Origin of the sequence: Xanthomonas euroxanthea, assembly GCF_900476395.1 — a bacterium.
GTDB classification, from domain to species: Bacteria; Pseudomonadota; Gammaproteobacteria; order Xanthomonadales; family Xanthomonadaceae; genus Xanthomonas; species Xanthomonas euroxanthea.
This window is the reverse complement of sequence record NZ_UIHB01000004.1, coordinates 188,901-210,587: the sequence shown is the minus strand read 5'-3', so window position 1 is coordinate 210,587 and position 21,687 is coordinate 188,901. Positions and strand designations below refer to the sequence as shown.

General features: G+C 67.9%; 14 protein-coding genes. 9 read left to right on the top strand and 5 right to left on the bottom strand.

Features of this window, described 5'->3' with window-relative positions; translation table 11 throughout:
* Positions 1–15 precede the first annotated feature (15 nt).
* Positions 16–1,221: a uroporphyrinogen-III C-methyltransferase gene (cobA, locus tag CPBF1521_RS13315; protein ID WP_115677293.1), complete on the bottom strand. Its 1,206-nt coding sequence runs from the start codon at positions 1,219–1,221 to the stop codon at positions 16–18.
* A 164-nt stretch (positions 1,222–1,385) separates the two neighbouring features.
* Between cobA and CPBF1521_RS13310 the strand changes: the two genes are divergently transcribed.
* Together CPBF1521_RS13310 and CPBF1521_RS13305 are read left to right on the top strand one after the other, a co-directional pair.
* Complete coding sequence (locus CPBF1521_RS13310) at positions 1,386–2,369, top strand: LysR family transcriptional regulator (RefSeq protein WP_104583691.1); 984 nt, start codon at positions 1,386–1,388, stop codon at positions 2,367–2,369.
* A 775-nt stretch (positions 2,370–3,144) separates the two neighbouring features.
* The gene (locus CPBF1521_RS13305) at positions 3,145–3,426 is read left to right on the top strand and encodes a hypothetical protein (RefSeq protein WP_115677292.1); all 282 of its coding nucleotides are present in this window, start codon (positions 3,145–3,147) and stop codon (positions 3,424–3,426) included.
* Positions 3,427–3,971: 545 nt separating this feature from the next.
* On the opposite strand, the gene CPBF1521_RS13300 is transcribed toward CPBF1521_RS13305, so the two are convergent.
* Positions 3,972–5,168, bottom strand: coding sequence for a GAF domain-containing sensor histidine kinase (locus CPBF1521_RS13300; protein ID WP_104583689.1), 1,197 nt, complete (start codon positions 5,166–5,168; stop codon positions 3,972–3,974).
* A gap of 286 nt (positions 5,169–5,454) precedes the next feature.
* Between CPBF1521_RS13300 and CPBF1521_RS13295 the strand changes: the two genes are divergently transcribed.
* The 3 genes from CPBF1521_RS13295 (at position 5,455) to CPBF1521_RS13285 (ending at position 9,662) form a co-directional block, all read left to right on the top strand.
* Positions 5,455–5,889, top strand: a complete 435-nt coding sequence (locus tag CPBF1521_RS13295) for a DUF2946 family protein (RefSeq protein WP_115677291.1) — start codon at positions 5,455–5,457, stop codon at positions 5,887–5,889.
* A 195-nt stretch (positions 5,890–6,084) separates the two neighbouring features.
* Complete coding sequence (locus CPBF1521_RS13290) at positions 6,085–8,088, top strand: TonB-dependent receptor (RefSeq protein WP_181901238.1); 2,004 nt, start codon at positions 6,085–6,087, stop codon at positions 8,086–8,088.
* Entirely contained in the window at positions 8,088–9,662 is a 1,575-nt protein-coding gene (locus CPBF1521_RS13285; RefSeq protein ID WP_235858454.1) for a PepSY-associated TM helix domain-containing protein, read from the top strand. Before CPBF1521_RS13290 ends, CPBF1521_RS13285 begins: the two co-directional genes overlap by 1 nt.
* Before the next feature lie 129 nt (positions 9,663–9,791).
* On the opposite strand, the gene CPBF1521_RS13280 is transcribed toward CPBF1521_RS13285, so the two are convergent.
* The 3 genes from CPBF1521_RS13280 to CPBF1521_RS13270 form a co-directional block, all read right to left on the bottom strand.
* A complete protein-coding gene (locus CPBF1521_RS13280; protein WP_115677290.1) occupies positions 9,792–10,517 on the bottom strand; it encodes a phosphoadenylyl-sulfate reductase in 726 nt (241 codons plus the stop codon).
* Positions 10,514–12,220, bottom strand: a complete 1,707-nt coding sequence (gene cysI, locus CPBF1521_RS13275; protein ID WP_115677289.1) for an assimilatory sulfite reductase (NADPH) hemoprotein subunit — start codon at positions 12,218–12,220, stop codon at positions 10,514–10,516. Before cysI ends, CPBF1521_RS13280 begins: the two co-directional genes overlap by 4 nt.
* Positions 12,221–12,328: 108 nt before the next feature.
* On the bottom strand, positions 12,329–14,176 hold the full coding sequence (locus CPBF1521_RS13270; protein WP_115677288.1) for an assimilatory sulfite reductase (NADPH) flavoprotein subunit: 1,848 nt from the start codon (positions 14,174–14,176) through the stop codon (positions 12,329–12,331).
* A gap of 180 nt (positions 14,177–14,356) precedes the next feature.
* On the opposite strand from CPBF1521_RS13270, the gene cysD reads away from it, so the two are divergent.
* From cysD to CPBF1521_RS13250, 4 genes are all read left to right on the top strand, one after another.
* Positions 14,357–15,265, top strand: a complete 909-nt coding sequence (gene cysD, locus CPBF1521_RS13265; protein WP_104583683.1) for a sulfate adenylyltransferase subunit CysD — start codon at positions 14,357–14,359, stop codon at positions 15,263–15,265.
* Positions 15,265–17,241, top strand: coding sequence for a sulfate adenylyltransferase subunit CysN (gene cysN, locus CPBF1521_RS13260; protein ID WP_104583682.1), 1,977 nt, complete (start codon positions 15,265–15,267; stop codon positions 17,239–17,241). Before cysD ends, cysN begins: the two co-directional genes overlap by 1 nt.
* A gap of 119 nt (positions 17,242–17,360) precedes the next feature.
* Positions 17,361–18,446 (top strand): efflux RND transporter periplasmic adaptor subunit, encoded by a 1,086-nt coding sequence (locus CPBF1521_RS13255; RefSeq protein WP_115677287.1) that lies wholly within the window; start codon positions 17,361–17,363, stop codon positions 18,444–18,446.
* Positions 18,443–21,568: an efflux RND transporter permease subunit gene (locus CPBF1521_RS13250; protein WP_115677286.1), complete on the top strand. Its 3,126-nt coding sequence runs from the start codon at positions 18,443–18,445 to the stop codon at positions 21,566–21,568. Before CPBF1521_RS13255 ends, CPBF1521_RS13250 begins: the two co-directional genes overlap by 4 nt.
* The last annotated feature ends 119 nt before the right edge of the window (positions 21,569–21,687 follow it).

The window sequence follows — 21,687 nt, the reverse complement described above, 5'->3', positions numbered from 1 at the left end:
GGGTCTCCGTCGGAATCAGGCTGCGTGGGCGAGTGTGGGCGCGTCGGGCGTTGCGATGGGTGAGTGCGGGGACGGGGGCGCGCTCAACGGCGCGGCGCCGAACCAGTGCAGGCTGGCGGCGAGCCCGGCGACCTCGCCCAGGATCAGCAGGGCTGGCGCACGCACCGCGTGCTGCTGCGCGGTGGCGGCCAGGCTGGCGAGCGTGCCGGTGATCACGCGTTGCTGCGGGCGCGAGCCGTTTTCCACCAGCGCGAACGGGGTGGTCGGCGCGCGACCTGCCTGCAGCAGGCGCTGCTGGATGCTCTCCAGGCCGGCCACGCCCATGTAGAAGGCCAGGGTCTGGCGTTCCTGGCCAAGCGCCTGCCAGTCCAGTGTGTCCAGCGAATCCTTGCAGTGCGCGGTGATCAGCCGCAGCGATTGGGCATGGTCGCGATGGGTGAGCGGAATGCCGGCGTAGGCGGCGCAGGCGACCGCGGCGGTGATGCCAGGGATGACCTGGAAGCCGATGCCGTGCGCGCGCAGGAATTCCAGCTCTTCGCCGCCGCGGCCGAACACGAATGGGTCGCCGCCCTTCAGCCGCACCACGCGGCGCCCGGCGCGCGCGTGCTCGCGCATCAGTGCGTGGATCTGTTCCTGGCGCGTGCTGTGGCCCTGGGCGGCCTTGCCGACTTCCACGCGCAGGGCGTCGCGGCGGGCCAGTTGCAGGATCTGCGGGCTGACCAGGCGATCGTAGAGCAGCACATCGGCCTGGCGCAGCGCACGCAGGGCATGCCGGGTGAGCAGGCCGGGGTCGCCGGGGCCGGCACCGACCAGGCTCACGCTGCCGGGGGAAAGCTGGCCGACCCTGGTGCGGGGCGCCGGCGACCGTGCAGGTGGCGCCGCCGAAGCGGCGGGCGTGGCGTCGTGGGTGAGCAGGCGCCGCGCGCTGGCCGCAGCGTGCAGCGCGTCGTTGAGGTCGGGCGCAGTGCTGGCGGCGATGGTGAGCCAGACCGGTTGATCGGGCAGGTCCAGCCATGCCGGCTCGAACCGTCCCACCAGCCAGCGCAGCCGCCCGGCCTGCGCCCAGGCGCGCAGCTGCGAGTTGAGCTCCGGTGCGCCCACCAGCGGCAGTGCGCCGGCCTGCAGCAACGCGGCGGTGGCGTGCTCGGCCTCGGCGCCGCCGCCGATCACCAGGACGGCACGGCCACGCAGGTCGGCAAGAAGCGGGAACACAGAGGGCACGGACAGCGCATCGAGAGGGGGAGGGCCAGACCGTAACGCCGGCATATAGCCGTCGGAAATGACTTCATACACCCTGAAAATAGCGTTCGGTTATAAGCTGGCCTGCAGAACTCCTCTACAGTCGAGTTCCTCGTGGCGCCTCGCGCTTTTTTGGATATAAGCCCATGACGCTGACCCAACTTCGTTATCTGGTCGCCATCGCCGATGCCGAACTCAACATCACGCTCGCGGCCGCGCGCGTGCATGCGACCCAGCCCGGTCTGTCCAAGCAGCTCAAGCAGCTGGAGGACGAGCTGGGCTTTCTGCTGTTCGTGCGCAAGGGGCGCAGCCTGGATGCGGTGACACCGGCCGGCGTGGAAGTGATCGAGCGCGCGCGCTCGGTGCTGTCGGAAGCCAACAACATCCGCACCTATGCGGCCAACCAGCGCCGCGAGAGCCAGGGCCAGCTGACCCTGACCACCACCCATACCCAGGCGCGCTTCGTGCTGCCGCCGGCGGTGGCGCAGATCAAGCACGCCTATCCGCAGGTCAGCGTGCATCTGCAGCAGGCCGCCGAAAGCGCGGCGCTGGACCTGCTCAGCCAGGGCGATGCGGATATCGCGGTGGTCAGCACCGCCGGTGGCGAACCGAGCGCCGGCATCGCGGTGCCGCTGTATCGCTGGCGTCGGCTGGTGATCGTGCCGCGCGGCCATCCACTGGACCAGGCACGTGCCGCGCCGGACATGCAGGCCCTGTCTCAGCACCCGTTGATCAGCTACGAATCCTCCACGCGGCCCGGCTCCTCGCTGCAGCGCGCGTTCGCGCAGGTCGGGCTGGAGCCGAGCATCGCGCTGACCGCGCTGGATGCGGACCTGATCAAGACCTATGTGCGCGCCGGCCTCGGCGTTGGCCTGGTGGCGGAGATGGCGGTCAGCGCCAGCGACGAGGACCTGCGCGCCTGGCCGGCACCGGCGCCGATCGCCGAGTGCATCGCCTGGGCGGTGCTGCCGCGCGACCGCGTGCTGCGCGACTACGCGTTGGACCTGGTGCATGTGCTGGCGCCGCAGATCGACAAGCGCGACCTGCGCCGCGTGCTGGACGGCAACCAGGCCCCGGCCTGGCCATTGCCGCCGACCTGGGAATCCCTGACCCAGACCATTACCAGCTGAACCGCCTGTCGAAGATTGCAGCGCGCATCGACCACGCTTGCTCACGACGTCTGCGGGGTTTGCGAGAGGGCTTCGTCATTGAGGAGCGCTTGCGCGCGTACCGGCATGGGACACGCCGCAAGTACGTCCATGTAGGCTCTGGCGCGGCATCCATGCCGCTCAAGGTCCCACACCGGCACGCGCGCAAGCACCACCGATTGGTGTCGGTGGCTGCAGGAGAAGCGAAAGCATTGCTTGCCTATCAGCGGACGTGAGGAGTGAAGGTGCCGCGCACAGGCCATTCCCGCACCCACCTTTGCACGGTCTTGTACGAATACTTCGGTCAATGAAAGGCGCTTGCGCGCGTACCGGCATGGGACACGCCGCAAGTACGTCCTTGTAGGCTCTGGCGCGGCATCCATGCCGCTCAAGGTCCCACGCCGGCACGCGCGCAAGCACCACCGGGTGTTGTCGGTGGCTGCAGGTAAAGCAGGGGCATTGCCTGCCAGTCAGCTGCGGTGACGAGTTGAGGCGTGGTGCCGCGTCCGGTTGCGCCACCGCGCATCGATCGCCCCCGCAGGCGATGGCTGCCGGTGTTGGCTGCGGGCGCTTGCGCGCGTACCGGCATGGGACATGCCGCAAGTACGTCCATGTAGCAACTGTGCAACTGCATCATGCTGGCTGTCGGTGTTCGGAATCGATGGCGACAGTTCGTACACTGCGGTCTGCATGCAGGGTGTACCGACCCGGTTCACTGCACGTGCTCCCCGTTCGCCACTGTGAGGCGCTGAAACCGATGACCGAGCCCCTGCGTCCACCACTGAGCCGGCTGTGGTTACCCGATCAGGATGGCGGCATGGCGTTGCAGCTGTCGGCAAGCATCGAGGGACGCGAGCATGCGGTACTGACGGTATTGGCTGATGCCCGGGACGAGTCGCTCTGGGTGGCAGTGCAGGCCGATGGCGCCCAGGTGCAGATTCCGCTGGCGGTGTTGCGCCAGTTGCTGGAGGTTGCGGCAGACGAGGTGCATTCGGCGGACTGGTTCGCACGCCAGGATGGGGCCGATTCGGAGGATTGAGACGGTCGACGGTAATCGGCGAAAGCCATCGCAATGCTGCGCCGCAGCGCCCGCTCTCCAGAAAAACCATCGTGTTATCAATGGCCTGGCCAAACGCCTGCGCTGACTGGATTGCACGCTGTCAGTGATTCTCCCTACAGGTGTCAGGGTGGCCGCGGCGGTGTGGTCTGGCCGCATCAAGTTGGGCGCTGCGCTGTCGTAAATCCTTGTAGCAACCATGACGCGACACGCTCGAACGTCTAGGGGTGGACGGCGCGGGACCGGCGATGCGGTACATCGCATGGCCGGTCTGTTTGTCGGTGTCGTCAAGCGGTTGCCAGCGCTGTCGCAACACCGTTGCGCGAGGCTGCGCACGGGAACGACCGGCGCACCCGGGTCCCTGGGGAGAGACCTGGCGTGCTTGGCGGCGGAGTCGGGTCGGGAGCCCGGGTCCGCCTTTTTTTTGCGCTATCGACCGGAGCATGCCGGTCTGCGCAGCGCTGGCAAGCCAGCGCTATCTGCTGCGCGGTGGCGGCGGTCTGGCGCGGCGCTGCCGAGCGCCGTTGTCAGGCCAGCGGGATGCGCACCGAAAAGCAGGTGCCGCCGCTTGGGCGGGGGCGCACATCCACTTCGCAGCCCAGGGTTTCGGCGGTGCGGTGCACGATCCACAGGCCGATGCCCAGCCCGTCGCTGCGCGGGTCGGCCTGGCGGAAGGCCTGGAACACCTGTTCGGGGTGGTCCAGGTTCAGGCCGATGCCGCTGTCGATGATTTCCACCACCGCATGGCCGGGGCGACGCCGGACGCCGACCAACACGCGCCCGCGTTCGGTGTACTTGACCGCATTGCCGATCAGGTTGCCGAGCAAGGTGGTCAGCAGCGTGGGATGGCTGCGCACGCGTAGCGAGGTGGGTACATGGCGCAAGGCCAGGCACTTGTCGATTGCCGGTTGCCGCCACACGCCCAGCACCGCATGCAGTACATCTTCCAGTGCCAGCGGCTGCAGATCCGGCGAGGCGGTCTCGCTGGCGGCGGCCAGGGTGGCCAGCTCGTCGAGGTTGCGTGCCACCAGATTGATCGCATCGCGCGCGGTGACCAGGGTCGGGATGGAATCGACGTTGGCATGCCGGCGCATCTTGTCGATGGCATAGGCGGCGGTACGCAATGGGGTCTTCAGGTCGTGCCCGGCGATGGCCATCAGGCGACTGCGGTAGCGGTCGGATTCTTCGGCCACCTGCAGCGCGCGGCGCAGCTCCAGCTGCGCCATGGTCTGGCGCGCCAGTGCGCGCAGCGCATCGACCTGTTCGTCGCTGAGTTGGCGCGGCTGCCGGTCGAGCACGCAGACCGTGCCCAGCGGGAGGCCTTCGCTGGTCTTGAGCACGGCACCGGCATAGAAATGCAGCGGTGCCTCGCCGGTCACCAGCGGATTGCGCGCGAAGCGCACATCCTGGCGTGTGTCCGGGACCACCAGCACGTCGCTGTCCAGCAACGCATGCGCACACATCGACTTGAACAGCGGCGTTTCGCGCTCACCCATGCCGATTTCGCTCTTGAACCACTGCCGGTCGGCATCCACCAGGCTGATCAGCGCGATCGGGGTCTGGCAGATGATCGAGGCCAGCCTGGTGATGTCTTCGAACGCGGCCTCGCGCGGCGTGTCGAGAATGCCGTAGCTGCGCAGCGCCTGCAGGCGCAATGCCTCGCTCGGCGGCTTGGCAGCGCAGGGAAGGGGCTCGGCCGCTTGATCGGACAGGACGGTGCTCATGCGCGCGCAGGATGACAGGAGTGATGTACAAGCATAGGGCATGCCAGGGCCGGCCACGTAGGCGCGGTCATGTCCACTGCCGGAACTGTGACTACCGGCCTCGACAACCGCCCGTGCATGGCCTTCCACGGTTGCCCCTGTGTGTCGGCGCGGTTCGGGGGCGGGCGTGGACTCCGCCATCGGCCCTTGTGGTGGGCAAGGTGGGCGGTGCCGACGGGTGCGACAAGCGGTCGCGCACCGGCCGCCGCCATCGCCCCCGCGGCATGTGGCGGCTTACACTCGCGCAATGCCCTCGCTCCGTCGCCACCCCTGCCTGCATCTGCTTGCCTGTCTGGCAGTGCTGCTGATGCTGGTGGCGCCGCTGATCAGCCGCTGGAGCCAGGCGCCGTCGGTCGAGCCGATGTGCATGAGCGGGCCGGTGCTGGACGCGGGCGGTTCGCTGCATGCGGATCATCAGGCCCTGCCGGCACAGGCAGCCGCGCATCAGCATCCCACCGCTGCATCGCCAGACAAGCCGCACACCGGCGAACACGCCACCACCCACGGCGAAGCCTGCGATTACTGCGTGCTGGCCGCGCGCCTGCTGCCGTGGCTGGCGCTGTTGGTGTTGTGCCTGCTGCACCGGCTGCCGGCGCCAGCGCCGGTGCACCGGCAGGCACGCCCGGCAACGATGGTGCGTTGGGCCGCACTCGGGGCACGTGGGCCGCCGCTGCACGCGTGAGTCTGGCCCCATTGTGGGCGTCCGCTGCGATGTAGCGATTGCGTGCCCGATCGTCTGGCACGCCTGCACGCAGTTGCACGGACGCCCCGTCTTCCTGAAGTGATGCCTGTGCCCGCCGTCATGCCGCGGCGCACGGCGGTGTTGCCGTGCCGGCATGGCAAAGGGGTGGTCATGTGGTTGCGATTATTGAAAACGCTGTGGTGCGCGCCATCGCTGGCGCTGGTGTGTGGGTCTGCCTGCGATGCGCAGGCGCAGGATGCGGCATTGACCCTGGGCAAGGTGCAGGTGAACGCGCAGCCGCAGCGCAGCCCGAGCGCGGCACGCGTGCTGAGTTCGGTGGATGTGATCGGAGGCGAGCTGCTGCATGATCAACACGTCGACTACAGCTGGGAGCTGCTGATGCGTGCGCCCGGCGTGCAGGTCACCCAGTTCCGCATGGGCACCGACGCGGGGCGGTTCTCGTTCCGCGGCTTCAATGGCGAGGGGCGGATCAATGCGGTGAAGCTGCTGATCGACGGCATCCCCAGCAACGACAACGCCGGCGGCATGCCGTATCTGGATGCCGTATTCCCGCAGGACATCAGCGCGATCGAGATCGTGCGCGGTACCAACGATGCGCGCTACGGTCTGCATGCGATCGCCGGCAGTGTGGATGTGCTGACCCGTACCGGCGGCAACGATGGCCGGCTGAGCGTGACGGCCGGCAGTTTCGGTGCGCGCGAGGTGCAGCTGGGCAAGGGTTTCGAACAGGGCGCGTGGAGCCAGAACTATGTGCTGGCCTGGCGCGACTCCGATGGCTATCGCGAGCATGCCGACGCGCGTAAACGCAGCGTGGCCGGCAAGTGGTTCTACACCGACCCCGATGGCGCATTCCGGGCCGGGCTCACCACGCGGTACTACGACAATCATGCGCTGGAGGCGGGTTATCTGGATGCAGCCACTGCGCGTGCGGCGCCACGCAGTTCGCCGGGCTATGCGCAGGACGACCGCAGCGAACGCCAGCTGCGGCAGACCGCGTTGCATGCGGACGGCACACTGGGTGCCGCTGCGCAGTGGAGCGCCAAGGCCTACCAGAACGACTACCGCAATCGGCGTTGGGTGCGCTTTTCCGCCGCCGGCCTCCAGCAGGAACGCGATACCGACGAAACCCACCGCGGCCTGCTGTTGCGCGGCAACTGGCAGCCGGATTGGGGCGCGCTGGCGGCCAATCTCGAAGCCGGCGTGGACGCGCAATGGCAGGACAATCAGTCGCAGCGTTACCGCACCGTGGCACGGGTGCGGGGTGCGCAACTGCGTAACTGGGAGTACACCCTGCGCACGCGCGGCGCCTATGTGCAGGCGGTGCTGACGCCGATCGAGCGGCTGCAGCTGGTGCCCGGCTATCGCATCGACCGCGTCGATGGGCAGCTGCACGATGTGCGTGCCGGCATCCACGCACCGACCTACGACTACGGCACCATCAAGCAGCCCAAGTTCAGTGCCAGCTACCGGTTGGCCGGGCAGAGCAGTGCGTACGCCAACTGGGGGCGGACGTTCCAGATCGGCAGCGGCGATGGTGCGTACCGGCGCCAGCCCGGCAATCTGGGCCCGTCGATCAACGACGGTTGGGAAGCCGGCTTCAAGTTCGCGCCATCGGCGGTGATGGACGGCCGCCTGGCGTATTGGGAGCAACGCGCCTCCGGCGAAGTGGCCACCATCCTGGGTGTCAATGGCGTGGCCGGTGCCGGCGATGTGGCCAATGTCGGGCGCACGCTGCGCCGCGGCTGGGATGCGCAACTGAACCTGCAGCCGGCCGAACACTGGCGGGCCTGGATGTCGTATGCGCGGCAAAAGGCCAGCATCGCCACGCCCGACCCGAGTGCGCCGGCCACGCGCGGCAAGGAGATCGAGAACGTGCCGCACTGGCTGGCCACCGCCGGGCTGGAGTGGCAACCCACTGCGGCCGTGCAGCTGAGCGCCTGGGGCACTGCGCAGGGCGATTATTATCTGGAGCGCAGCAATACGCTGGGCCGCACCGGTGGTTACGCCCTGCTCAATCTGGGCGCGCGCTGGAATGTGGATGCGCGCAATGCGCTCAGCCTGCAGCTGCGCAATGTCACCGATCGCGCCTACGTCTACGCGTGGTACGACACGGGCAGTTCCGGCTATTCGCCTGGTGATGGACGTGCGCTGTCGCTGTCGTGGGACTGGAGCTTCTGATGCGCGCGATCATGGTCGATGACAGCGTCACCGAACCGCGCCGGGGTGGCCGCTGGCGCTTCTATCGCGCGGTGTGGCGCTGGCATTTCTATGCCGGCTTGCTGGTGTTGCCCTTCATCGTCTGGCTGGCGCTGACCGGTGCGGCGTTTCTGTACCAGGATGCGATCGACCGCAGCGTGCACCACGGCTTGAAGGTCGTGCCGGTAGGCGAGGCGCGGGTGCCTGCGCAACGCCTGGTCGATGTGGCGCAGCGCAGGTACGGCGGCACCCTGTTTCGTTACACCAAGCCCAGCCGCGCCGACGCCAGCGCCGAGATCGGACTGGTCGATACGCACGGTGCGCGGCAGGTGGTGTATGTCGACCCCTACCGCGCACGCGTGCTTGGCACGCTGCCCGAGCATGGCACCCTGGCCTGGACGATTCGCCGGCTACACAGTCTCGCCCTGGTCGGGCCGTTCGCGCGCGGGTTGATCGAAATGGCGGCCGGCTGGGCGATCGTGCTGGTGCTCACCGGCGTCTATCTGTGGTGGCCGCGCGGGCGCCGCGGTGGGGTGGTCAGCGTACGCGGCAAGCCCGCGCAACGGCTGTTCTGGCGCGATCTGCATGCGGTCACCGGCGCGGGCGTCGGTGCGGTGTTGCTGTTCCTGGCGCTGACCGGGATGCCGTGGTCATGGCTGTGGGGCGCGCAGGTCAATCGCTGGGTCAACGGGCAGGACTTCGGCTACCCGGCCGGTCTGCGGGTGCAGCAGCCGATGTCGCAACAGCGCTTGTCCGAGACGACCGATCCGGCGTGGTCGTTGCGGCAGGCGCGTATGCCGGAATCTGTAGTGCCTGGGCGTGGAGCCGTGGGGGTGGATGAGGGGTTGCATGACGGGCGGGCGGGTGTGACGCTGGCGGATGCGGACCACTCGGACCACTCGGACCACTCGGACCACGCGGACCACGCGGAACACGCGGAACACGCGGAACAGCCAAGCCCGTCAGAACACGCGGTGCAGTCGGAACATGCCGCCCACGGCGGCACCGGTCATGTCGCAGCGCCGGGGCACGGTGCAATCGGGCTGGATGCGGCGATGGCGCGCTTCGACGCACTCGGCATCGTGCCGGGCTACAGCGTCTCGCCGCCACGTGGCGCCACCGGCGTGTACACCGCTTCGGTGTATCCGGCCGACCTGCAGCACCAGCGCGTGATCCATCTGGATCAGTACAGCGGCGCGGTGCTGCTGGACATGCGTTATCGCGATTACGGGCCGGTCGGACGCGCGCTGGAATGGGGCATCAACGTGCATCTGGGCCAGCAATACGGCACGGCCAATCAGCTGATCCTGTTGCTGGCGTGCGCGGCGATCGTGCTGCTGTGCGTGAGCGCGGCGGTGATGTGGTGGAAACGTCGCCCGGTCGGCGGCCTGGGCGTGCCGCCATTGCCGGCAGATCCGCGCACGCTGCGCGGTCTGCTGGTGCTGCTGGCGATCTGCGGGCTGATCTTCCCGCTGGTCGGGGTGTCGTTGGTGCTGATGTGGTTGCTGGATCGCTACTGGATGCAGCGCAACCAGCCGCGTGCCCCCGCGCCATGAGCACGTGCGCGTCACCTCAATGCACCGTGGACTCGCCGAGGCAGGGACGCGCTCGGCGGTGGGTGCATCGGGAAACTCGACGCATGGTGGTGCATGCAAGCTTCGTAACGAGCGCGCGATGCGTGGTGCTCAGATGTCCTCGTGGATGCCGCACTCGCGCTTCAGCCCGAAGAAGCGCGTGTCTTCTTCGCGCATGCCCGGTTCCCAGCGGCGCGTGGTGTGGAAGTCGCCGATGGACACGTAGCCTTGTTCCCACAGCGGGTGATACGGCAGGTCGTGCGCCTGCAGGTACTGCCACACGTCGCGGTCGGTCCAGTCGGCAATCGGGCTGACCTTGTAGCGCTCGCCACGCTTTTGCACGATCGGCGTCTGTGCACGTCCGCCGGACTGGCTGCGGCGCAGGCCGGTGAACCAGGTGCCCACGTTGAGCTCGTCCAAGGCGCGGCGCATCGGCTCGACCTTGCGCAGGTTGTTGTACTGGTCGATGCCGACCATGCCCTGTTCCCACAGGCGGCCGTGGCGCGCCTCCATCCAGGCACGGCTGACCAGCGGGCGATAGACCTTGAGGTTGAGGTTGAGCCGGTCGGCCAGCGCGTCGGCAAACCGGTAGGTTTCCGGGAACAGGTAGCCGGTATCGACCAGGATCACCGGAATGTCCGGGCGCTGCCGGGTGAGCAGGTGCAAGGTGACCGCCGACTGGGCGCCAAAACTGGACGACAGCGCGGCCTCCTGCGGGCCGTGCTGCAGTGCCCAGGCCACGCGCTCGTCGGCGTGCAGGCCCTCCAGCTGCGCGTTGAGCGCGTCCAGGTCGTCCAGCGCGGATGCAGTGATCGATGCAGCGGGCAGCGCGGTCATGCGAGCAGTTCCAGGTCGAGGTGACGGTGTGTGGGGTAGGGCGGCAGCGCGATTAGGCCGCTGCGGTGCAGGAAGTCGCCAAAGCCTTCGTCACCGGCCTGGTCGCGTTCGGTTGCATAACGCGCCAGCAGCGGCTCGAGCGCGGCGAGGATGTCCGCTTCGGTGATGTTTTCGCGGTACAGCGTGTTCAGGCGCTGGCCGCGGCGATCGCCGCCCAGCATCAGGTTGTAGCGGCCCGGTGCCTTTCCCACCAGCGCGATCTCGGCCAGATACGGGCGCGAGCAGCCATTCGGGCAGCCGGACAGGCGCAGCACGATCGGGGTGTCGGCCAGTCCGTGCTGTTCCAGCACCGGCTGCAACGCCGCGCTGAAGTCGGGCAGGTAACGTTCGGCCTCGGCCATCGCCAGGCCGCAGGTCGGCAGCGCCACGCAGGCCATTGCGCCGCGTGCCAGCGCGGTGGGCGCGCGATTGCCGGCATCCAGGCCGTACTGGGCGACCAGGGCATCGATGCGTGCGCGCTCGCTGGCCAGCACCCCGGCGATGACCAGGTTCTGGTTGGGCGTCATGCGGAACTGGCCGACGTTCAATTGCGCAATCGCCCGCAGGCCGCTCAGATGTGCGGCGGTGTCGGTATCGGCGATGCGCCCGGCCGGCAAAGCCAGGGTCAGATGCGACAGGCCGTCGTCGCCCTCGACCCAGCCGTAGCGGTCACCGTTGTGCTCGAACGCGAACGGCCTGGCAGCTTGCAGCGCAACGCCGGCACGGCGTTCGATCTCGGCCACGATGATGTCCAGGCCATGATCGTCGATGGTGTACTTGAAGCGCGCGCGCTTGCGCACCGCACGGTTGCCGAAGTCGCGCTGGGTGGTGACCACGGCGGTGGCCACCTCCAGCAACTGGTCGCGGGTGACAAATCCGATGACATTGGCCACGCGCGGCCAGGTTTCCGCATCGCCGTGGCTGGCGCCCATGCCGCCGCCGATGCTGACGTTGTAGCCGAGCAACTCGCCCTCGCGCAGGATCGCGATGAAGCCCAGGTCGTTGGCGAACACGTCCACATCGTTGAGCGGCGGCGCGGCGAAACCGATCTTGAACTTGCGCGGCAGATAACGGTCGCCGTAGATCGGTTCTTCTTCGTTGCCGGAGCCGGACACGCGCTCTTCGTCCAGCCAGATTTCGTAATACGCCCGGGTATTGGGCAACAGATGCTCGGACACCCGCGCGGCATCGGCATACAGCGTGGCATGCGCCTGCGACAGCAGTGGATTGGCAGCGACCTGCACGTTGCGATTGACATCGCCGCAGGCGGCCAGCGTGTCGATCAAGGTGGCATTGATCGCCTGCATGGTCGCCTTGAGTTCGCGCTTGATCACGCCATGGAACTGGAACGCCTGGCGCGTGGTGATGCGCAGCGAATGATTGGCGTACCGCGTGGCGATGTCATCCAGCGCCAGCCATTGCGTGGGCGAGATCACCCCGCCCGGCGTACGCGTGCGGATCATGAACTGATACGCCGGTTCGAGCTTTTGCCGACGCCGCTCATCGCGGATATCGCGATCGTCCTGCTGGTAGCTGCCGTGGTACTTGATCAGGGTCTGATCGTCCTCGCGCAACGCCCCGGTCACCGCATCGGCCAGGCTCTGTTCCAGCGACCCGCGCAGACGGCGACTTTCGGATTTGATGTCTTCGACGGAATGGGTCATGGGAATCGGGAGTCGGGAATGGGGAATCGTAAGAAGCGGCTTGATCTGCCGGGAGAATTCAGTTGCGGGCTGTACCGATTCCCGATTCCCCACTCCCGATTCCCGGCCCTAATAGACATCGCGCGCATACCGCCCCTCCACCTGCAGCTGGGTGAGATACGCCGCAGCGGCTTCCGCATCCAGGGCGCCGTGGGTGGCGACGATGTCGAGCAGGGCGGCGTGCACATCCTTGCCCATGCCGATGGCGCCGCAGACGTACAGGTGCGCGCCGCCCTGCAGCCAGGCATAGACCTCGGCGCCGCGCGCGCGCAGGCGATGCTGCACGTAGATCTTTTCCGCCTGGTCGCGCGAGAACGCGACTTCCAGCGCGTGCAGTTCGCCGCGCTGCAAGGCCTGCTGCCATTCGGCCTGATAGAGGAAATCGGTATTGAAATGCTGGGCGCCGAAGAACAGCCAGTTGCGGCCCTTGGCGCCGGTTTCGGCGCGTTCCTGCACGAAGCCACGGAACGGCGCCACGCCGGTGCCCGGGCCGATCATCAGGATGTCGCGATCGGTATCGGCCGGCACCCGGAAGCGCTCGTTCGGCTCGATGTAGACCGGCGCGGTATCGCCTTCGCGCAGTGCGGCAAGAAAGCCGCTGGCCGAGCCCAGGTGCGCATGCCCGTGCGCCTGGTAGGTGAGTTCGTCCACCACCAGGTGCACTTCCTCGCCCACGCGCTTGCGGCTGGAGGCGATCGAGTACAGGCGCGGGGTGAGCGGACGCAGCGCGGCCAGCAGGCCGGCATGGTCCCAATCCGCCGGCCAGCGTCGCAGCACGTCGATCAGCTGGTGATCGGCGAGTAGTGACGCCAGGCCGGCGGTCTGGGTCGGGGTGAGCAGCGCCTGCAGCTCGTCGGCGCGTGCACGCTCGGCATGGGCGGCCAGCAGCGGCCGCGACAGCTTGGTCAGTTCGCGCCGGGTGGCCAGCCACTCGTGCAAGGCCAGCGTCTCTTCGCCGACGGTGACCGCGGCATGACCATCTAGGCGCAGCGTCTGCAGCACCGTATCCACCAGCGCGGGCGGATTGCGATGGCGGACGCCCAGCGCATCGCCGGGCTCATAGCTCAGCCCGCTGCCTTCCAGCGAAAATTCCAGATGGCGCACGCGCTTGCTCGGCACGGCATAGACGCGGAACCGCGGGCCCTTGAAGTCGCGCCCGCTGACGATCTGGTTGGCCAGCAATTCGGCGGGGAAGGGCTGCTGATGCGACCACACCGGCGCTGCCGCGCTGCTGCGCAACGGCGTGATGGTGGCCGATGGCGGGCCGCTCTTGAGCTGTTCGCGTGCGTGCTTGAGCGCTTGTGCGCGCCAGGGCGCAGCGACGCTGTCGATATCCAGATCGGCTTCGCCGCGTGGCTGCACGCGGCTGCCGCCAAGTTCGGCCAGACGGTCGTCGATGCGGCGGGCGATGCCGCAGAATTCCGCGTAACTGGAATCGCCCAGGCCCAGCACCGCGTATTTGAGCTCGGGCAGCTTGGGCGCGCGGCGGCTGGCCAGGAATTCCACCAGCCCGATCGCATCGTCCGGTGGGTCGCCCTCGCCCTGGGTGCTGATGACCACGTAGAGCAGCCGCTCGCTGGCCAGCTCGCGGGTGGGGTACTGGTCGGCGCGCAGCAGGCGCACGCTCAGGCCGGCGGCCTCGGCCTCGGCTACCAGCTGCTCGGCTTCCCGGCGGGCATTGCCGGTCTGGCTGCCGTACAGCACGGTCAGGCGCTGGCTCTCCTGCGCCGGCGCATGCGGCTGCCCGCCCGGCAGCACCGCCAGCGAGCGCGGCGGCTGGCCCTGCGCCAGGCCGGCGGTGTAGCCGGACAGCCACCACAGCGACGCGGCATCCAGGCCGTCGACCAACCGTTCCAGCAGCGCCTTGCGCTCGTCGGGCAAGGGGCTGGGCGGTAGCGCGGAACTGGCGGCGGTCATTCGGATCCAGGGCGGTTGATGAGACCAGCGATGTTAGGGATGCGTTGCCGCGGCCAGAAAGGATGAGCCGTTATCGCGTTATGCCGGCCGCTTATTTGGGTGCGGGCGGCCGGCGCCACACACTGCGGCGCCTTGCCCTACCATCGGCTGGTCTGCCCCGCCGACGCCCACGACACCCCGATGACCCTGTTGCCCCTGTCACACCTGGATCGGCTCGAGGCCGAAAGCATCCATATCCTGCGCGAGGTCGCCGCCGAATTCCGGGCCCCGGTGATGCTGTATTCGGTGGGCAAGGACAGCTCGGTGCTGCTGCACCTGCTGCTCAAGGCCTTCGCGCCGTCGCCGCCACCGATTCCGTTGCTGCATGTGGACACGCGCTGGAAGTTCGGCGAGATGATCGCCTTCCGCGACCGCCGCGCGGCCGAGACCGGCGTGGACCTGCGCGTGCACATCAACCCCGACGGCATCGCCCAGGACGTCGGCCCGATCAGCCACGGTGCGGCGGTACATACCGACATCATGAAGACCCAGGGCCTGAAGCAGGCGCTGGAGCAGGGCGGTTTCGATGCGGCGATCGGCGGGGCGCGCCGCGACGAGGAGAAATCGCGCGCCAAGGAGCGCGTGTTCTCGTTCCGCAACGCGCGGCATCGCTGGGACCCCAAGAATCAGCGCCCGGAGCTGTGGAACCTGTACAACGCGCGCACCAGGCCCGGCGAAAGCGTGCGGGTGTTTCCGCTGTCCAACTGGACCGAGCTGGATATCTGGCTGTACATCTACCGCGAGGCGATCCCGGTGGTGCCGCTGTACTTCGCCGCGCCGCGCCCGGTGGTGGAGCGCGACGGCGCCTGGATCATGGTCGACGACGACCGCCTGCCGTTGCACCCGGGCGAGACGCCGCAACTGCGCTCGGTGCGCTTCCGCACGCTGGGCTGCTATCCGCTGACCGGCGCGATCGAATCGACCGCAGACACGCTGGAAGCGGTGATCGCCGAAATGCTGGTCAGCACCAGCTCCGAACGCCAGGGCCGCATGATCGACCATGCGCCCGGTGCGTCGATGGAGCAGAAGAAGCTTGAGGGGTATTTTTGATGGGCAGGGAATCGGGATTGGGGATTGGGGATTCGCAACAGCAGTTTGCTGCAGACGTTACGACGGAGGAGGACGCCTTTGCGATTCCCGATTCCCGACTCCCGATTCCCGGCGCCATCGGCGCCTACCTGCATCAACACGAATCCAAGCCGCTGCTGCGCTTCATCACCTGCGGCAGCGTGGACGATGGCAAGAGCACGCTGATCGGGCGGTTGCTGTACGACAGCAAGCGCCTGTTCGACGATCAGCTTGCCGCGCTGCAGAGCGATAGCCGCCGGCATGGCACGCAGGGCGAAGGGATCGACTATGCGTTGTTGATGGACGGGCTGGCCGCCGAGCGCGAGCAGGGCATCACCATCGACGTGGCGTATCGCTATTTCGATACCGACCGGCGCAAGTTCATCGTCGCCGACTGCCCCGGGCACGAGCAGTACACGCGCAACATGGCCACCGGCGCATCCACTGCCGATGTCGCGGTGGTGCTGGTGGACGCGCGCAAGGGCTTGCTGGCGCAGACGCGCCGGCACAGCTACATCGTGTCGTTGCTGGGCATCGGCCACGTGGTGCTGGCGGTCAACAAGATGGACCTGGTGGACTACGACGCACAGGTGTTTTCCGACATCGTCGAGGGCTATCGCGCGCTGGCCGCGCAGTTGGGCATTGCCGATGTGCAATGCATTCCGTTGTCGGCACTGGCTGGCGACAACCTGTCCAGCCCATCGACGCGGATGCCCTGGTACCGCGGCCCGCATCTGCTGCAGCATCTCGACACCGTGCACGTGCAGGCGCCGGAAGCCGGCAGCGGCTTCCGGCTGCCGGTGCAGTGGGTCAATCGTCCCCACCAGCACTTTCGTGGCTATGCTGGCACCATCGCGGCCGGGCAGGTGCGCGTGGGCGATGCCGTGGTGGTGGTGCCGTCCGGCCGCCGCACGCAGGTGGCCTCGGTGCTGGATGCCAACGGCGAGGTGGACAGCGCACGCGCCGGCCAGGCGGTCACGTTGACCTTGCGCGAGGAGATCGACATCAGCCGCGGCGACATCATCGCCGCCGTCGACGACCCGCCGGAAGTGGCCGACCAGTTCGCCGCGCATCTGCTGTGGATGGACGATGCCGCCTTGCTGCCGGGCCGCCCGTACTGGCTCAAGATCGGCACGCGTAACGTCACCGCGAGCATCAGCGAGATCAAGCACAAGGTCGATGTGAACACGCAGGAGCGGCTGGCCGCCAAGCGGCTGGAGCTCAATGAAGTGGGCTACTGCAATCTGGCGCTGGACGAGCCGATCGCGTTCTCGCCGTATGCGCGCAACCGCGTGCTGGGCGGCTTCATCCTGATCGACCGGCAGAGCAATGCCACCGTGGCCGCCGGCACGCTGGAGTTCGCGCTGCGCCGCGCCGGCAACGTGCACTGGCAGCACCTGGATGTGGATCGCGCCGCGCGTGCGCGCATCAAGGGCCAGGCGCCGCGCGTGCTGTGGTTCACCGGTTTGTCGGGCGCGGGCAAATCCACGGTCGCCAACCTGGTCGACAAGCGCCTGCATGCGCTGGGCTATCACACCTTCATCCTGGACGGCGACAACGTGCGCCACGGGCTCAACCGCGATCTGGGCTTCACCGACGAAGACCGGGTGGAAAACATCCGCCGCGTGGCCGAGGTGGCGCGGCTGATGGCCGATGCCGGCCTGATCGTGCTGGTGAGCTTCATCTCGCCGTTCCGTGCCGAGCGGCAACTGGCGCGCGAGCGGTTCGACGACGGGGAATTTGTCGAGGTATTCGTGGACGTGCCGCTGGCGGTTGCCGAGGCGCGCGATGTGAAGGGGCTGTACCGCAAGGCACGGGCCGGGCAGATCCCCAACTTCACCGGCATCGATTCGCCCTACGAGGCACCGGAGGCGCCGGAGATCCATCTTCACGCCGATGGTGAGAACGTGGAGGCGCTGGCGCGCCATGTGCTCGAGTTCCTCGACTTGGAACGCTGACCAGCGCATCGCGCCGACGACAGCAAGGGTCTTTGGTCATGGTGCAAAGCACGCCCTTTCTGTCAACTCCATGGCGGCTAGGTCGTTAAACTTTCGACGTACCCCGCCAGGATGTTCTGATGCTTGTTCGACCCAGCGCGCGTTTCGGCGCAGCGCTCTTGTTGGCCGTCACGCTGGCCGGTTGCAGCCGTCAGGCCGCCGCGCCGGCCGCCGCCAAACCCATCCCGGTCTCTGTGCAGGCGGTGACCACCCAGCCCTGGAACTCGACCGTGCAGTCGATCGCCACCGTGCGTGCGCGCGAATCGGTGGCGCTGACCGCGGCGGTGAGCGATGTGGTCGAGCAGGTCAACTTCGACAGTGGCGACGAGGTCAAGGCCGGGCAACTGCTGCTGCGGCTACGCGGCAACTCGCAGCAGGCGGCGCTGACCGCGGCCCAGGCCACCTTCGAGGAAACCGACCAGCTGTACCGGCGCCAGTTGAGCCTGGTTGGCCAGCAACTGGTGGCCAAGTCCACTGTCGATACGCAACGCGCGCTGCGCGACGCGGCGCAGGCGCGCGTGCAGCAGATGCGCGCGGAGATCACCGACCGTGAGGTGCGTGCGCCGTTCTCCGGCGTGCTCGGCATCCGCCAGATCAGCCCGGGCTCGTTGATCACCTCCAGCACGGTGATCGCCACGCTGGACGATGTGGCGCGCATGTACGTGGACTTCCAGGTACCGGAATCGCAGTTCGGGCTGGTGCAGCTCGGCAATACCGTCAACGGCACCGCGGCGGCGTACCCGGGCCAGCAGTTCGAAGGCGTGGTGGCGGCGATCGATTCGCGTATCGACGAGACCACCCGTTCGGTGACGGTGCGGGCGGATTTCCCCAACGGCGATCGCCGGCTGCGCCCGGGCATGTTGCTGGATGTGCGGCTGATCCAGCCGGCGCGGCAGGCGGTGGTGATCCCGGAGATCGCGGTGGTGCAGGTGGGGCGCGAGTCCTACGTGTTCCGGGTCAAGCCCGACAGCAGCGTGGAGCGCGCCGACGTGCGCCTGGGCGAGCGCCGCGACGGCAAGGTGGAAATTCTCGACGGGGTCAAGGCCGGTGAGCGCATCGTGGTGGACGGCACCGGCAAGCTGCGTCCGGGGCTGAAGGTGGTCGACCAGGCCGCGCCCGTGCCTGCATCGACACCGGCAGCCGCGCGCCCGCAGGCAGCCCGATGAAACTCTCCGACCTGTCCATTACCCGCCCGGTGATGGCGGTGGTGATGAGCCTGCTGCTGATCGTGCTGGGGGTGATGTCGTTCACCCGGCTCACCTTGCGCGAGTTGCCGGCGATCGACCCGCCGATCGTGTCGGTGGATGTGGAATACACCGGCGCGTCGGCGGCGGTGGTAGAGAGCCGCATCACCCAGGTGCTGGAAGACGCGCTGGCCGGCATCGAAGGCATCGAGACCATCGAGGCGCGCAGCCGCAATGGCTCGTCCGACATCAGTATCGAATTCGTGCAGTCGCGCGATGTGGAAGCGGCCGCCAACGACGTGCGCGATGCGGTCAGCCGCGTCTCCGACCGCATGCCCGACCAGGCGCGCCCGCCGGAGATTTCCAAGGTCGAGGCCGACGCCGACCCCATCCTGTGGCTCAACATGAGCTCCAGCACGATGGACACGCTGCAGCTGTCCGACTACGCCGAGCGCTACGTAGTGGACCGCTTCTCCAGCCTGGACGGCGTGGCGCAGGTGCGTATCGGCGGGCGCCAGCGCTATGCGATGCGCATCTGGCTGGACCGCGATCAACTGGCCGCGCGTGAACTCACCGTGGCCGATGTGGAAGCGGCGCTGCAGAACGAGAACGTGGAGCTGCCGGCCGGCAGCATCGAATCGGCGCAGCGCGATTTCACCCTGCGCGTGGAGCGCAGTTATCTCAAGCCCGAGGACTTTGCCAAGCTGCCGCTCAGCAAGGGCGAGGGCGGCTATGTGGTGCGCCTGGGCGACGTGGCCAGGGTGGAGCTGACCTCGGCCGAGCGCCGCGCCTACTTCCAGAGCAACGGCGTGCCCAATGTGGGCCTGGGCATCGTGCGCAACTCCACCGCCAACGCGCTGGACGTTGCACGCGAGGCACGCGCGCAGGCCGACGAGGTACAGAAGTCGCTGCCGCAGGGCACCAACATCTTCGTCGCCTTCGACACCACGACGTTTATCGATGCGGCGGTGGAGCGCGTGTACCACACGCTGATCGAAGCGGTGGTGCTGGTGCTGGTGGTGATCTGGGTGTTCCTGGGCAGTGCACGCGCGGCGCTGATTCCGGCGGTGACGGTGCCGGTGTGTCTGATCGCCGCATTCATCGCGCTGTACGCGTTCGATTTTTCGATCAACCTGCTGACCTTGCTCGCGCTGGTGCTGTGTATCGGGCTGGTGGTGGACGATGCGATCGTGGTGGTGGAAAACATCCAGCGCCGCATTGACCTGGGCGAGCCGCCGCTGGTGGCCGCCAGGCGCGGTACCGGGCAGGTTGCCTTCGCGGTGATTGCCACCACCGCGGTGCTGGTGGCGGTGTTCCTGCCGGTGGGCTTTCTGGAAGGCAATACCGGGCGCCTGTTCCGCGAGCTGGCGGTGGCATTGGCAGCGGCGGTGGCGATCTCGGCCTTCGTGGCGCTGACGCTGACGCCGATGATGTCGTCCAAGCTGTTGCGCTCGCATGGGCAGGCCAAACCCAATCGCTTCCATCGCTGGTTCGATGGCCGCATGCAGGCGGTGTCCGGCGCGTACGGGCGCTCGCTGGAGCGGCATGTGCATCGCACCTGGATCTTCGCGCTGCTGATGCTGTTGGCGCTGGGGGCCAGCGCGTGGTTGATGGGCCGGATTCCCTCCGAGCTGGCCCCGGCCGAAGACCGCGGCAATTTCCAGATCATGATCGACGGGCCCGAGGGCGCTGGCTTCGATTACACCGTGGGGCAGATGCATCAGGTCGAGGCGATCCTCGGCCCTTACGTGGGCCCGGACAAGCCGATCGTGCGCGCCAACCCGCGCGTGCCCGGAGGCTTCGGCAGCAGCGAGGAAATGCATACCGGCCGGGTCAGCGTGTTCCTGCAGGACTGGGAAAAACGCACGCGCCCGACCACCGAAGTGGCCGACGAGCTGCAGCAGAAACTCAATGTGCTCAGCGGCGTGCGTGCACGCACGCAGGTGAGTGGCGGCCTGGTGCGCAGCCGCGGCCAGCCGTTCCAGCTGGTGCTGGGCGGGCCGGATTATGCGGAGATCGCGCAGTGGCGCGACCGCATCCTGCAGCGCATGGAAGCCAATCCCGGCCTGGTCGGCCCGGACTCGGACTACAAGGAAACCCGCCCGCAGATGCGCGTGAACATCGACCGCCTGCGTGCGGCCGACCTGGGCGTGCCGGTCACCGCGATCGGTGGCGCGCTGGAAGCGATGATGGGCTCGCGCCGCGTCACCACGTTCGTGGACAACGGCGAGGAGTACGACGTGATGCTGCAGGCCGGGCGCGAGGGCCGCATGGCGCCGGAAGACCTCACCGCCATCCGCGTGCGCTCCACGCGTGGCGAGCTGATTCCGCTGTCCAACCTGGTCACGCTCAGCGAAGTGGCCGAGGCCGGTACCCTCAATCGCTTCAACCGCCTGCGTGCGATCACCATCAGTGCCGGCCTGGCGCCGGGCTACCCGCTCGGCGAGGCGATTGCCTGGGCGCAGCAGGCCGCGCGCGAGGAACTGCCCGAGTATGCGCAGGTGGACTGGAAGGGCGAATCGCGCGAGTACCAGCAATCCGGCAGCGCGGTATTGCTGACCTTCGGCATGGCCCTGCTGGTGGTGTACCTGGTGCTGGCCGCGCAGTTCGAGAGCTTCGCCCATCCGCTGGTGATCATGCTCACCGTGCCGCTGGCGGTGCTCGGCGCGCTGGTCGGCCTGTGGCTCACCGGCGGCACGCTCAACCTGTTCAGCCAGATCGGCATCGTGATGCTGGTGGGGCTGGCGGCCAAGAACGGCATCCTGATCGTGGAGTTCGCCAATCAGTTACGCGACGAAGGGCGCAGCGTGCATGAGGCGATCGTGGAATCGGCATCGGTGCGCCTGCGTCCGATCCTGATGACCTCGATCGCCACCGTGGTCGGCGCGATTCCGCTGGTGGTGGCCGGCGGGCCCGGCTCGGCCAGCCGCGCCACGATCGGCGTGGTGGTGATCTTCGGCGTGTCGCTGTCCACCTTGCTGTCGCTGTACGTGGTGCCGGCGTTCTACAGCCTGATCGCGCCATTCACCAAGTCGCCCGAAGCGGTGGCGCGCGAGCTGGAAACCCTGGAGGCGCAGACGCCGTCGGTAGGCGGGCACGCCTGAGCACGGCAGGCTGCTGACGGGCTGCAGTGCCATGCCCGTGCCTGCCGTGTAGGTGTCTGCGCAGCCGCCGCGTCGTTGCGCAATGACTAAGGTCACATGACAGTCATGCCCGGCTATGG

Excerpts from the sequence above, each read along its gene's own strand:
- cysD (WP_104583683.1), top strand. The coding sequence starts at position 14,357 with ATGACCCTGTTGCCCCTGTCACACCTGGATCGGCTCGAGGCCGAAAGC.
- CPBF1521_RS13280 (WP_115677290.1), bottom strand. The coding sequence starts at position 10,517 with ATGACCGCGCTGCCCGCTGCATCGATCACTGCATCCGCGCTGGACGAC.
- CPBF1521_RS13250 (WP_115677286.1), top strand. The coding sequence starts at position 18,443 with ATGAAACTCTCCGACCTGTCCATTACCCGCCCGGTGATGGCGGTGGTG.
- cysN (WP_104583682.1), top strand. The coding sequence starts at position 15,265 with ATGGGCAGGGAATCGGGATTGGGGATTGGGGATTCGCAACAGCAGTTT.
- CPBF1521_RS13310 (WP_104583691.1), top strand. The coding sequence starts at position 1,386 with ATGACGCTGACCCAACTTCGTTATCTGGTCGCCATCGCCGATGCCGAA.
- CPBF1521_RS13255 (WP_115677287.1), top strand. The coding sequence starts at position 17,361 with ATGCTTGTTCGACCCAGCGCGCGTTTCGGCGCAGCGCTCTTGTTGGCC.
- cysI (WP_115677289.1), bottom strand. The coding sequence starts at position 12,220 with ATGACCCATTCCGTCGAAGACATCAAATCCGAAAGTCGCCGTCTGCGC.
- CPBF1521_RS13305 (WP_115677292.1), top strand. The coding sequence starts at position 3,145 with ATGACCGAGCCCCTGCGTCCACCACTGAGCCGGCTGTGGTTACCCGAT.
- CPBF1521_RS13295 (WP_115677291.1), top strand. The coding sequence starts at position 5,455 with ATGCCCTCGCTCCGTCGCCACCCCTGCCTGCATCTGCTTGCCTGTCTG.
- CPBF1521_RS13300 (WP_104583689.1), bottom strand. The coding sequence starts at position 5,168 with ATGAGCACCGTCCTGTCCGATCAAGCGGCCGAGCCCCTTCCCTGCGCT.
- CPBF1521_RS13285 (WP_235858454.1), top strand. The coding sequence starts at position 8,088 with ATGCGCGCGATCATGGTCGATGACAGCGTCACCGAACCGCGCCGGGGT.
- CPBF1521_RS13270 (WP_115677288.1), bottom strand. The coding sequence starts at position 14,176 with ATGACCGCCGCCAGTTCCGCGCTACCGCCCAGCCCCTTGCCCGACGAG.